Source organism: Rummeliibacillus sp. JY-2-4R (genome assembly GCF_053847205.1).
This window is the reverse complement of the sequence record NZ_CM132623.1, coordinates 784,767-797,694: the sequence shown is the minus strand read 5'-3', so window position 1 is coordinate 797,694 and position 12,928 is coordinate 784,767. Positions and strand designations below refer to the sequence as shown.

Annotated in this window: 11 protein-coding genes; 2 read left to right on the top strand and 9 right to left on the bottom strand. The window is 32.7% G+C overall.

The genetic code is table 11. From position 1 onward, the window contains the following. Positions 1–142 precede the first annotated feature (142 nt). The 3 genes from ACWV26_RS03665 to ACWV26_RS03655 form a co-directional block, all read right to left on the bottom strand. On the bottom strand, positions 143–1,018 hold the full coding sequence (locus ACWV26_RS03665) for an NAD(P)-dependent oxidoreductase (protein ID WP_455897023.1): 876 nt from the start codon (positions 1,016–1,018) through the stop codon (positions 143–145). A 297-nt stretch (positions 1,019–1,315) separates the two neighbouring features. Next, the gene (locus ACWV26_RS03660) at positions 1,316–1,510 is read right to left on the bottom strand and encodes an aspartyl-phosphate phosphatase Spo0E family protein (protein ID WP_455897022.1); all 195 of its coding nucleotides are present in this window, start codon (positions 1,508–1,510) and stop codon (positions 1,316–1,318) included. 91 nt (positions 1,511–1,601) lie between these two features. After that, positions 1,602–1,790 (bottom strand): hypothetical protein, encoded by a 189-nt coding sequence (locus tag ACWV26_RS03655; RefSeq protein WP_455897021.1) that lies wholly within the window; start codon positions 1,788–1,790, stop codon positions 1,602–1,604. Between the two features lie 124 nt (positions 1,791–1,914). Here ACWV26_RS03655 and ACWV26_RS03650 point away from each other — a divergent pair, with 124 nt between their 5' ends. Further along, a complete protein-coding gene (locus tag ACWV26_RS03650) occupies positions 1,915–2,106 on the top strand; it encodes a YkvS family protein (protein ID WP_455897020.1) in 192 nt (63 codons plus the stop codon). A 691-nt stretch (positions 2,107–2,797) separates the two neighbouring features. On the opposite strand, the gene ACWV26_RS03645 is transcribed toward ACWV26_RS03650, so the two are convergent. Both ACWV26_RS03645 and ACWV26_RS03640 read right to left on the bottom strand, forming a co-directional pair. Continuing rightward, the gene (locus tag ACWV26_RS03645; protein ID WP_455897019.1) at positions 2,798–3,244 is read right to left on the bottom strand and encodes a MarR family winged helix-turn-helix transcriptional regulator; all 447 of its coding nucleotides are present in this window, start codon (positions 3,242–3,244) and stop codon (positions 2,798–2,800) included. Positions 3,245–3,323: 79 nt separating this feature from the next. Further along, positions 3,324–4,802, bottom strand: coding sequence for an ATP-binding protein (locus tag ACWV26_RS03640; RefSeq protein WP_455897018.1), 1,479 nt, complete (start codon positions 4,800–4,802; stop codon positions 3,324–3,326). 313 nt (positions 4,803–5,115) lie between these two features. On the opposite strand from ACWV26_RS03640, the gene ACWV26_RS03635 reads away from it, so the two are divergent. Continuing rightward, positions 5,116–6,864 (top strand): B12-binding domain-containing radical SAM protein, encoded by a 1,749-nt coding sequence (locus ACWV26_RS03635; RefSeq protein WP_455897017.1) that lies wholly within the window; start codon positions 5,116–5,118, stop codon positions 6,862–6,864. Positions 6,865–6,966: 102 nt separating this feature from the next. On the opposite strand, the gene ACWV26_RS03630 is transcribed toward ACWV26_RS03635, so the two are convergent. The 4 genes from ACWV26_RS03630 to ACWV26_RS03615 all read right to left on the bottom strand — a co-directional run bounded on the left by ACWV26_RS03630 (position 6,967) and on the right by ACWV26_RS03615 (position 12,823). Then, a complete protein-coding gene (locus ACWV26_RS03630; RefSeq protein ID WP_455897016.1) occupies positions 6,967–8,316 on the bottom strand; it encodes a TrkH family potassium uptake protein in 1,350 nt (449 codons plus the stop codon). A gap of 272 nt (positions 8,317–8,588) precedes the next feature. Continuing rightward, complete coding sequence (locus tag ACWV26_RS03625; RefSeq protein WP_455897015.1) at positions 8,589–9,383, bottom strand: TerC family protein; 795 nt, start codon at positions 9,381–9,383, stop codon at positions 8,589–8,591. 232 nt (positions 9,384–9,615) lie between these two features. Further along, on the bottom strand, positions 9,616–10,701 hold the full coding sequence (locus tag ACWV26_RS03620; protein WP_455897014.1) for an SDR family oxidoreductase: 1,086 nt from the start codon (positions 10,699–10,701) through the stop codon (positions 9,616–9,618). Between the two features lie 547 nt (positions 10,702–11,248). Further along, positions 11,249–12,823: a peptide chain release factor 3 gene (locus ACWV26_RS03615; protein ID WP_455897013.1), complete on the bottom strand. Its 1,575-nt coding sequence runs from the start codon at positions 12,821–12,823 to the stop codon at positions 11,249–11,251. Between the last annotated feature and the right edge of the window lie 105 nt (positions 12,824–12,928).

Genomic DNA, 12,928 nt, shown 5'->3' with positions numbered 1-12,928 from the left:
CATAAATTATTTTTCATTTCATAAATTTCAATTAAAATTTACAATTCTATAACAAAAATTTACAATTTTATAACAAAAAATGAGTTGTTCAAACGTAATATTTGATCAACTCATTTTTGTTTCATCTTATTGAGGCTTCACCTTAGTGTTTATTATACAAATCGATTAATGCTTGTGTTCCATTATCGTCATAGCCATGTTCAGATAATTCTACATACATCTGTTTAGCAAGTTTAAGACCTGGTAAATTGATTCCCATTAATTCAGCTTCTTCTAATGCAATACGCATATCCTTAATAAAATGTTTGATATAAAAGCCTGGTTCTTTATCTCCTTTAATCATACGCGGAGCAAGGTTACTTAATGACCAAGAACCAGCTGCTCCTGCAGAAATAGACTTAAGAACAGTATCAATATCTAACCCGGCTTTCATGCCATATGCCAAAGCTTCACAGACGCCAATCATATTTGTTGCAATGGCAATTTGGTTACACATTTTCGTATGTTGCCCTGCCCCTGCACCACCTTGATAAACAATGTTATCACCGAATAATTCAAATAACGGCAACACCTGCTCAAAAACAGCCTTTTCCCCTCCAACCATTATGGATAATGTGCCATTCTTTGCACCTACGTCTCCACCCGAGACTGGAGCATCTAAAGAATACATTTGCAAAGTTTTTGCATGCTCATCAATCCTTTTTGCCAGTGTAGGTTTTGACGTTGTCATATCCACAACAATTGTGCCATTTTTACTGTTTGCAAAAATACCATCATTATCAAAATATACTTCTTCTACATCTGTTGGATAACCAACCATCGTAAATACGATTTCCGATTCCTTAGAAGCCTCACCAGGAGTATTATGCCATATTGCTCCTAAATTAATTAGCGGTTCTGCCTTAGCCTTTGTGCGAGTATAAATATGTACGTCATATTGATTTTTTAAAAAGTGTTTAACAATACTTGTACCCATTACCCCTGTTCCAATAAAACCTATCGACTTTTTACTAGTCACTATTAATACCTCCTCTAAATTTTTGGTTATTAAGAATGTTTATCCATATTGTAACAGACTTTTTTACAATACATAAAGGAACGTTAGCTCCTACCTATACTTCTTCGATTTCTCTAAAGACTTGAGGTGGGAGCCTACTGCTCGTTAATGCAAAAAAAGAGCAGATACAAAAGGTATCTGCCAAATAAAGGGGGAAATGAGATTGTTGCTGTGTTCTTTATTAATATTCCACCATTTATAATTTTTAAACATCATTTTGAAAAAATTATTAAAACTGATTGACTCATCAGTTAAGAGTTAATGCTTCATTAAATCCAACTTTATAGAATAATCATTCATCTCTGATGAATTTTGTAATTGATACGTATTTAACAATTGGTCAAGCTTTTTACTTAAGCGGATGGTCTCAACATTTGAAAAACCGTTCTCAATTCCAGAGCGTATCATTTTCTCCCTAGTTCTTTCCAACTTTCTCAAGATGGATTCAGACATACACCATCCTCCTTTCAGCAAAATTCATGTTCATTATTATACTATTATTCCCACATATTTGGAAAAGAAATTTCCGACAAAATTCGACAAATCAACTTCTTGCTTCTTCTAAATACACATAGACAATATTTCCACCTTGTTGTGCAATCCCTTTAAAATGCTTAAAATCCTCTCTTTCAACTAACGCTTCTCTTAAAGCATAAAATTCATTCTTATCAACTTTTATTTCCTTTATGTCTCCGTTTTTTAAGTCTTCTAGTTTATTTTTATAATCATTCATAGTAATAACTTCCTTTTCGTATATTGTTTATAAAATAAATCTAAAATCTCTACAGTTATTACTTTACGTAAGGGCAAAATTAAGGCAAACTGTAAAGTATTAGTAGAAAGAGGGGATGATTTTCATGAAAATAGCAGAAATTGGTAATGTCATTGAATTTGGCGATGGTCTACAAGGAATTGTAGAAAAAGTCAATGAAAACTCAGTAATTGTTAACCTTACTTACATGGAAAACTTCAACCAACTAGATATGGAAGAGAGAACAGTAGTAAACCATAAACGCTATAAAATATTGGCAAATGTTGCTGAAAAATAGCGAGAAAAACTTTCTTGTACTACATATTCCATAACAAATTTTAACAACTTATGATCATGACTCTAAGCTTAAATGTTTTTCATATTTCGCTGGTAGCCATTCTCTATATTGGAGAATGGCTATATTTTTTTATTTAAAATCCATTTCATCTGCATTTTATGTAGTTAAAACGATTATTTTTTAAAGAGCATTTCAATAGTTCGCTTCACTAATATAGTGTTCAAGTATTATACGGTTTTATTTAACGTTATAGCTCTTAGGAAAGATTAGGCCATTCAAACCCAGCTTTCGATTTCTATAGAATCTACACTGTCTTTTACTGAAGGCACAAAATTAGTAAGTAGGGTAAAATCCTTTAAATAATATTTTTACTAAAAATTCCTCATGTGGGTTTAGTACTTCCTATGAGCAGTCATCTCTTCCACATCTTAGATGTTAATAGACATATAACAATTTTTATTTATTTTTTGATTTTTATCAAGTCTTTGAATTAAAAAGTTGATTCAATGATTAAAATTATTGCATAGCGTTTTCTTTATAATATGCTTAATATCGCCATATTAGCATTTATATACCATTATTACCATTTAATACATCTTTTAAACATTAATACATAATATTGATGAAATACTTTTCTGCCTTTAAATTAAAACGAGTGATGAAATACCATCACTCGTTTTAATTGGTTAATTTAATAAGATAAGTCTTTAATTGAGAGACCTAATTTTTTCAATAGTTCTATAGCTTGCTCTTTCTCTTCAGAAGACAAAGCACTTGTTAACTCGTGAAGTTGCTGTTCATGTTTTGGAAAAAGCTCGTCCATAAAAGCAATACCTTCATCTGTTATTTCTGCATATGTGATACGTCTATCTGAAGGGCAAGAAATTCTAGAAAGAAAGTTACGCTTTTCAAGCTTATCGATTACATATGTTATCGATCCACTTGCTAATAATATTTTACTTCCAATTTTTTGAAGGGGTTGACGTCCTTTATGATAAAGTAATTCCAATACTGCAAATTCAGTTGGATTTAATCCATTTTCTTGGAAAAATTGATTTGTACATTCATGAATCGCTTTATTTGCTCTAGAAAGAACAATAAACAATTTTAGCGATTGTTTCACTTCATCTATTTCCATACTATTCATCCTCTATATCGATTGTCTTGATTTAAAACTATTATATCGATAGGACAGAAGATTTGTCAAAACGTGTAGTTTATACTGGATATAAAAAATTACGTTGAATTTCTAAATGAGGAATATTCATTGGAATATTCTCTTCGGCTACTTGATTTCTTTGATTTTTTTTCACGACTAATGGGATCGTCAACTCAAAAGTTGTACCTTCACCCACTTTGCTTGATGCGATAATTTTCCCACCATGCTCTTCAATAGTTTTGCTTACAAATGGCAACCCTAATCCGGTGCCTTCCTTCTTTGTTGTATAGAATGGAAGGAAAATCTCTTGAAGCTGGCCATCTGACATACCAGACCCATTATCTTTGATTGCTAATGTTACACGATCATAATAGTCTACATTCTGTTGAATGATGATATTGCCACCTGTAGGCAATACTTCAATTGCATTTTTGATTAAATTGATTAACACTTGTTTTAATTTATTTTTATTACCTAAGATATTATCGTCTTGGAAAATTTCTTTCTCATAGACCATTTGGACATTTTGTATTAATGCTTGAGGTTGCATCAACTCAATTGTCTCCTCAACAAGTTCACCAATTGAGAGAATATTCATCTCATATTCACCAGGTTTTGAAAGATTTAAAAACTCATTTACAATGCTTTCAATTCTCCTTATTTCACTGTCAATAACTGACAAATAGCGCTTATTTTCGTCAGTTGCAGTCATTTTCATCAAATCAGTAAAACCTTTTAGAGAAGTCATAGGGTTTTTAATCTCGTGAGCAATACTTGCTGCCATTTCACCAATCATTTGTAGAGATTGTTGATGCTCAATTTGTCTTAATAACATTGTTTTTTCTGTTTCATCACGTAATATTATCAAGTGGATATCGGAAAGACAATCATAGTTACACGTGATATGTACATATCGAATTCCGTCTATTGTTGGGACTTGTATCGTTACATCTGCAGTACTTGTCTCTTTTAACTTTCTAAAGAAGTTTTGAATTTTACATCTATCTTTAGGGAATAATGACATTAATACTGTAGAATATTGCCCAATTAATCCTTTATTAGAAATATTAAGTAATTTTTCTGCTTTTTCGTTTACTTCTAAAATTTTGCCATGAGAATCTGCTAAAACAAGTCCATTCCCAGGTTGATCGAAAACACTTTTAAATTTCTTCTCAATATCATAGTGTTTTTCAATTTTAGAATGGGCTTTTGAGTAATGGAAACATAGTAAAATCCAATCGTATAAATCTGAATAATAACAAGAGACTTCCATATCTTCTATTTTGTAATGTAAAGTATCAATCGTCATTTTCTCAGATACATACGAATGATTTTTAGTATTTTCAAAAATTCTCATCCACGATTTGTAGGATTCTTTGTTAAACCAACCGCTAAAATTAGTATCTTCTTCGATTTGTAATAGATTTTGAGCTAATTCATTTGCGTGCAAAACATGGTATCTATGATCGACAATGATTATAGGTTCTTCACATTCTTGAAACGAAAAATCAAAAACTTGAAAAATTTCTTTAGTCATTAGATACTCACCAAGCCCTTCTTTTTTTATAAATATATGAATCTTGTCCAAAAACTATGACAATTCTTTTTTTATTATATAAAATGTAATAATAGTAAGTTGATTTAATATCTACACTAATATTCAGATTATTCCATAAATTACATTCATATTAAATAGGTATTTATACTCATATTAATACAATATTTTACTTTCCCCTGCTTACTATTATTCTAATTGTTTCGTGTAAAATATTCAAGAAATTCCCACAATCTCTTTAATTCTAAAATCGCACTTTATAAAGAGCAGTAAAAAATTAAAAGGAGTTTTTCACATGAACATTGTTCTTGCTACACTAAACGCTAAATATATTCATACAAATCTTGCAATCCGGTATTTAAAATCCTATGCAAATCCTGAATTCAACCCTATTCTAGCTGAATTTACTATAAAAGATCCGTCTTTTAATATCGTTTCAGACCTTTATCAAAAAAAGCCGGAAATTCTCGGATTCAGTTGTTACATTTGGAATATTGAAGAAACGATTCGTGTCATACGAATGTTCAAAAAGGTAAGCCCAAATACGAAAATTATCTTAGGTGGACCTGAAGTCTCTTATGATGTTCACGAATGGTTAAAACAAATCGATGAAATTGATTACATCATTATGGGAGAAGGCGAGTTTTCCTTTAAACAATTACTTCATTATTTACATGGGAATATTTCATTAGACGATGTACCAGGTATTGCATACTTAAAAGATGGGAAAGTTACAATTCATCCCGCAGCACCTAAAATTGACTTACGTGAAATGGCTAGTCCATTCCGCTTTGAAGAGGACATTCCACATATTCCAAACAGAATTGCTTATATTGAAACAAGTCGTGGCTGCCCATTTAATTGTCAATTTTGTCTATCTTCCATCGAAGTAGGCGTGCGCTATTTTAACAGAGAGAAAATTAAAGAAGATATTCGTTATCTAATGAGTCACGGTGTGCGAACGGTAAAATTTGTTGACCGTACATTTAATATTAGTAGAAGTTATGCTATGGAAATGTTCCAATTTCTAATAGACGAACATACTTCAGATGTTGTATTCCAATTTGAAATTACTGCGGATATTATGCGACCTGAAGTCATACAGTTTTTAAACGAAAACGCACCTAGTGGTTTATTCCGTTTTGAAATTGGCGTCCAATCAACAAATGAACTAACAAATGATTTAGTTAAACGTCGGCAAAATTTTGAAAAACTTTCTCGAACCGTAAATATGGTGAAGGAAGGAGGCAAAATTGATCAACATTTGGATTTAATTGCCGGATTGCCTGAAGAAGATTATATGAGTTTCCGTAAAACATTTAATGATGTCTTTGCTATGCGTCCAGAAGAACTACAACTAGGCTTTTTAAAGTTATTAAGAGGTACTGGGCTAAGGATACAAGCAGAACAATACGGATACCAATATATTGATATGGCACCATATGAAATATTCGCGAATAATGTTCTCTCATTTGATGATATTCTACATATTAAACAGACGGAGGATATTTTAGAAAAATATTGGAATGATCATCGCATGGATCAAACAATTGAGTTTTTGGTAACCAATGTATTTCCAACACCATTCGACTTTTTCCAAGAATTTGGAACATATTGGGACAACCAAGGTTGGTCACGTATTGGACATCAATTGGAAAACTTATTTACCCGATTGTTAGACTTTTTAGAACAACGAGGAAATGTCCCTCTCGATATCGTAACCAATTTAATGCAGTTGGATTATCTTAAATTCCAACAATTCCAGCCACGTAAAATTTGGTGGCAAAACCGAACGAAAGAAATTACATCGAAAGTCATATTCAAGGCATTACGTGAAAATCCTGAAATAGCAGGTCAAGAATTTGCCAAAATGGATCTTTCCGAAAAAGATTTATACAAACATACATTATTAACACCTTTTATTATTGATTATGAAGCATATAAAAACGGTGATATAAAAAAACAAAAAGGCTACTTACTAACACTGTTCCGTCAAAACCAAACGCCATATTTCACTACAATTGCTGAATCACAATTAGTATAGATATTTATCTTGATTATGTAACAATCATAAAAAGGAATCTCATAGTGAGCTTACATGCTTACGTGAGATTCCTTTTTGATTCAATTTTATTTGACTAATTTATTATCCAATAATTACACGTTCCTTCGGATAATGGAAATTCGTTTTTTTACCTTTTCCTCCAATTGAATAAAGGAATGAAATAATTCCTACTCGCCCAATAAACATGAGAACTATCATTACAACTTTACCAAATCCAGATAAATGTTCCGTTAACCCTAGAGACATTCCAACTGTCCCGAAAGCAGATGTTATTTCAAAAACAATTTGCATTAAACTTGTATTTGTTTCTGATAAACTTAAAATCATCGTAGCGAGGACAACCATGAAAATGGATAAAATAATAACAACATAAGAGCGATATACATCCACTGTATGAATTTCACGATGGAAAATTTGAATTTCTGTTTTACCTCTTGCAAAGTTAACTAAAAATAAAATAGCAACTGCAAAAGTGGTTGTTCGAATACCACCACCAACAGAATTTGGTGAAGCCCCAATAAACATAAGAAGGCTTAATAAGATGTCTGTCGCTTCATTAAATTTTGTGATATCAATTGTTATGAATCCCGATGATCTTGAAGAAACAGAATGAAACATGGCTGTAAACAATGCTTCATGCCAGCTCATTCCTCTAAATGCATGGAATGATTCCAATAATAAGATTCCCAATGTACCGACTACAAAAAGAATTGCGTATGTTGATGTTGTTATTTTCGTAAATAGAGAAAACTTAAAATTTTTATCCTTATTTAAGAGGAATCTTTTCACTTCAATCAATACTGGAAAACCAATAGTTCCAAGTACCATCATAACCATATTAATCAATTGTACGAAATAATCGTGATGGAATGGTATGAGTGAGTTTCCTGTAATATCAAAGCCAGAATTTGTGGTTGCAGATATTGCAGCAAATAAGCCGTTATAAAGAGCCTCTTTGAAAGAGTCAAAATAATGAACAAAATACAAAGTTAATATGGTTGCCCCAACAAATTCAATTGCAAATAGTATTTTCATAATCTCTTTTATTAAATGTACAACACCAGACAAATTATACTGATTATGATCTACCATGATTAATTGTCTCTCACGTAAACCGATTTTCTTTCCAAATAAGAGCCACGTAAAAGTTCCTAATGCCATAATACCTATAGCTCCAAGCTGCATAATTAAACACAGCATCACCATTCCAAATGTAGTATAAGTCTCTTGAATGTTTACAACAGTTAATCCCGTAACACTCACTGCACTTACTGCTGTAAATAAACTATCTAATAAGGATACATGTACACCATCTCGATGCACCCCTGGTATGATTAATAGACAAAACGAAAGAGCTATTGCGCCAAAATAATATAAGACGATCGCTTGGAATGGCGTTGAACGCTTATTTATATCTTTAGCAGTTCCCATAATATCGATCCTTTCACTCTTGAAACAAGCTACAAACTATTGTAGTTAAAAATGAAGAAAAAAGAAAGTAGCTACGATTCACTTTACAATGTCACTTATAATAGCAATTCCCTAATTACAACTAAAAATGCCTATAAGGGAAAGAGATTATCCAAATTGTTCTTAAAAAAGGTAAAAAAAGAAGCCAATAATCGAAAAGACTTTCATTTTTCGACTATTGACGCTTTTAAGGAGCGTGATTCTGGAATGCAGATGTAAATCTATTCGTTTTTCTATTCTTCTATTTCTTTAATACCCTTAGGTTCTTTTATATTTTCTTTTTTCTTACTTCGCACACTTGTGAAATAACCACCTAGTGCTATTAATACTAGTGCACTCCAGAAAATACTTTTCCATAGCGTACTATGTGGAAAGTGTTCATCTAGAATTCCTACTCTTGGGTGAGCTAATGTCATAACAGTTAATTTTACCCCTACCCAACCAACAATGATGAACGCTGCAGTTTCGAGCGAAGGGTATTGTTGTAAAAGACGTACAAACCATTGTGCTGCAAATCGCATGATGATTAATCCGATCACTCCACCTAAGAACATTACCATAAATTGACCGCCATTAATCCCACCTATTTGGATGTTCCCTAATTCAGGTAAAGTAACAGCAAGTGCAACTGCCGCTAGCATTGAATCAATTGCAAAAGCTAAATCGGCCAATTCTACTTTAACTACTGTAACCCAAAATCCTGAAGCTTTCTTTTCCTTTTGCTCGGAGCCATTCGTTTCTTTATGCTTTTTCATATCGTAAATATGTTTACAGCATATGAATAGTAAATACAGCGCACCAATCGCCTGTACCCACCACCAGTTGACTAAAAAAGTAATTAAAAACAGTGCTGCAAATCTTAATACAAACGCACCGACTAAACCATAAAACAATGCCTTTTTCTGTTGAATTGGTGGTAAATGTTTTACCATAACTGCCATAACTACAGCATTATCCGCTGCTAATAATCCTTCCAAAATAATTAGCACCAATAATACCCAGCCATATTCCAAAATAATCGATTCCATCCAATTTCCTCCTTTTTTGCAAAAATAAAAGACCTCTGCCTATAAAAGGCAAAGGTCTCGCTTAGCAATTGTTAAAAGTAATTTTGCTCTCATACCCGATGACAGTTAAGCCATGTAATGACGACTATGAGTTAGGTTTCCCTATAGCTACTCCCCTTTGACAATAATGTCAAAAGTATTTATTCGTTTGTAAGCTTAGTATAACGAATATTTATCTTAAAGTAAACAATAATTATTTAATTTCAATTTGATAATTCTGATTGTCTTTATGCGCTGTGTAATACTCAATCATGGTCGGAATTGTTTTGATAAAATCAGGACATTCAATCCCAGAGTCTTTTAATAATGATGTTGCATTTGACGTATCAAATGATGCATTCCAAGTCAAATAATCAAGTGATTCATATTCTACGCCAAGCTTTTTGCGAATAGATTGTATTCCTAATGATGCTTTTGCTACATTTAATGGAATATGCCATTTTGGAGATTTCCCTGTCATTTCTTTTACAAAAGCACGGTACACTTCTTGTACTGGATGCGGATTTGGATCCGTTAAGTGAATTGTAGTCCCAACAGCTTCGGCTTTCTCACTTAAATAAAGTGACGCTTCAACAATATAATCTACTGGAACAACATTGATTCTAGAAGATGTGTTACCGATATACGGTAACACAGGGAGCCTTTTCAATCGATCAATCATATTCAAGAAAAAATATGGACCATCGAATTTAATAGTCTCACCTGTTTTCGAATCACCTCGAACAACTCCAGGACGAATAATCGTAAGAGGTACACGACTTTTTAGCATATGAACTAAATTTTCAGCTTCGAATTTAGTTTCTTCATAAAAGTTTTTGAATCCCTCAGGCCGTATTAGCTCTGTTTCTAGTAAGTTTCCTTCTCGAGTACCTGCTACATAGGCGGTACTAAAATACATGTATCGTTTTAAATTCGGTAACTCTTCTACAAAGCGATTTACCATATCTGTCCCAACCACATTCACTGTCCATGCAATAGGTCTTGGTACTGCTAGGTCATAAATGGCAGCTAAATGCCAGACAACTTCCACTTGATCTTGAAGGTAAATCATTGTTTCATCGCTCAAATCAAGCTGAGATTTTGTAATATCTCCTTCAATCAACACAATTTCTTTATCTGGAAATTGTGTAAGAATCGCTTTCTTCTCTTTTTCTGCCTTTTCAAATTGAGTAGCTAGAACAATAGTATATATACGATCATAATTATATTTTTCAAATGCCTCGCGAATAATTCTACTAGCTATAAATCCTGGAAAGCCTGTAAATAACGCTACTGTCATTGGGATTCCCTCTTTCTATTTGAAATAAGAATGGCCAGTTTTAATTCCATTAGAATTATATTAACAATATTTCAAGGTTATAATTATGAATCTTAATTATATTTACAAAACTTTAATAATTGAGTCTATTTTATAGGTACTTTTCTGATTAAAAAGTTAATTCAATAATTCAGATGGTGTATCTTCTAGGACGCTTAAGAAACTGTGAAAATATTTTAATTCAATTTTATTTTGTTTGAAGTGGATGCGGGAGTCTTTGCTAATCCACTTCAAGAATTTTTGGAGTACTAATCTACATCAAAAATTGCCGAACACAATTTTATAGATAATATTCTTAAACAATATTCTTCTATTCTACTTTTCATCAAAATATAAATTTTGAATTTGAGACAATTCATTAGCTTATATCAAATAATGCATTTGTATGAGACTTATTTATACATCATTTTATACTTACTCATAAAAAATGTACCAGCACACTAATTTTTAGTGTGCTGGTACATTTATATAATACGTATTAAATTATACGAATGTCTTGCGCTTGTTATTAAAGCAGACTGTACAGTTTGATATCTGGGTTTTTGTCGGTAAACCAACGCATTGCGAATTCGTTTTCGAATAAGAATACAAGATTATCATAACGGTCATGTACTAATGTACTGCGTGGGCCTGACATGGATTCTTTCACATCTTCTTCATTTTCAATCCAACGTGCCATTTTGTTGCCAATTGGTTCCATACGAACGTCTACATTGTATTCGTTTTTCATACGGTTTTCGAATACTTCAAATTGTAATTGACCCACTGCACCAAGGATAATATCTTCTGTGTGCAATGTTTTGTAGTATTGAATCGCTCCTTCTTGTACAAGTTGTTCAATACCTTTATGGAAGTGTTTAGATTTCATTACGTTTTTGGCAGTAACTCGAACAAACAATTCTGGTGTGAATTGTGGTAGCTTTTCAAATTTGAATGTTTTCTTTCCACCAACGATGGTATCCCCAATTTGGTAGTTACCTGTATCATATAAACCAATGATATCTCCGGCGACAGCCTCATCTACTGTTTCACGGTCATCGGCTAAGAATTGTGTTGATTGAGTGACCTTAAATGATTTATGTGTACGAGTCAACGTAACGTTCATACCTCGTTCAAATTTACCTGATACAATTCGCACAAAAGCGATACGGTCACGGTGTGCTGGGTTCATATTTGCTTGGATTTTGAATATGAAACCAGAGAATTCTTGGTCTAATGGTTCTACTATTGTTTCTTCTTCAGTTAAACGAGGTTGTGGTGTTGGCGCAAATTGTAGATATGTTTCCAAGAATGTTTGGACACCAAAGTTCGTTAATGCAGAACCGAAGAATACTGGTGTTAGTTCACCTCTAATGATTTTCTCTTTAGAAAATTCATTTCCAGCTTCATTAAGAAGCATAATATCATCCATTGCTTGAGTATAATAAGATGTTTTTTTCATCTCATGATCTACTGCTAATTCCCCATTTTCGTCTAATGGTAGGAAACGATCTTCATCCTCTGTACGGAATTGTTCAATACGTTGGTTGTAACGATCGTAAATACCTAGAAATTCTTTTCCCATACCAATAGGCCAGTTCATTGCATACGCTTGAATGCCTAATACCTCTTCAAGTTCTTCCATCAATTCAAGTGGTTCTTTCCCTTGACGGTCTAATTTGTTGATGAATGTGAAGATTGGAATACCACGCATACTACAAACTTTAAATAATTTTAATGTTTGTGCCTCAATCCCTTTTGCCGCATCGATAATCATGACAGCACTATCTACAGCCATTAGTGTTCGATACGTATCTTCAGAGAAGTCTTGGTGTCCTGGTGTATCCAAAATGTTCACACGGCAATCATTATAGTCAAATTGCATAACAGATGATGTAACAGAAATCCCACGTTGTTTTTCGATTTCCATCCAGTCAGAAGTGGCAAATTTGCCTGATTTTTTTGCTTTAACAGTACCTGCGTCACGAATGGCACCACCAAAGTATAGTAACTTTTCAGTCATAGTCGTTTTACCAGCATCCGGGTGGGAAATGATGGCGAAAGTACGACGAGCTAATATATCTTGTTCAAGCTTAGAACTCATGTATTTTTTTCTCCTTCTAATCAATTCTTCTTTTTTATATAAATTACATCTTATTGATGACAACTTATTCTACACTGGAAATCACGTTCCTTAAGTTTATCATTA

Coding starts and splice junctions, on each gene's coding strand:
- ACWV26_RS03635 (WP_455897017.1), top strand. CDS start 5,116: ATGAACATTGTTCTTGCTACACTAAACGCTAAATATATTCATACAAAT.
- ACWV26_RS03640 (WP_455897018.1), bottom strand. CDS start 4,802: ATGACTAAAGAAATTTTTCAAGTTTTTGATTTTTCGTTTCAAGAATGT.
- ACWV26_RS03660 (WP_455897022.1), bottom strand. CDS start 1,510: ATGTCTGAATCCATCTTGAGAAAGTTGGAAAGAACTAGGGAGAAAATG.
- ACWV26_RS03620 (WP_455897014.1), bottom strand. CDS start 10,701: ATGACAGTAGCGTTATTTACAGGCTTTCCAGGATTTATAGCTAGTAGA.
- ACWV26_RS03625 (WP_455897015.1), bottom strand. CDS start 9,383: ATGGAATCGATTATTTTGGAATATGGCTGGGTATTATTGGTGCTAATT.
- ACWV26_RS03650 (WP_455897020.1), top strand. CDS start 1,915: ATGAAAATAGCAGAAATTGGTAATGTCATTGAATTTGGCGATGGTCTA.
- ACWV26_RS03615 (WP_455897013.1), bottom strand. CDS start 12,823: ATGAGTTCTAAGCTTGAACAAGATATATTAGCTCGTCGTACTTTCGCC.
- ACWV26_RS03655 (WP_455897021.1), bottom strand. CDS start 1,790: ATGAATGATTATAAAAATAAACTAGAAGACTTAAAAAACGGAGACATA.
- ACWV26_RS03645 (WP_455897019.1), bottom strand. CDS start 3,244: ATGGAAATAGATGAAGTGAAACAATCGCTAAAATTGTTTATTGTTCTT.
- ACWV26_RS03630 (WP_455897016.1), bottom strand. CDS start 8,316: ATGGGAACTGCTAAAGATATAAATAAGCGTTCAACGCCATTCCAAGCG.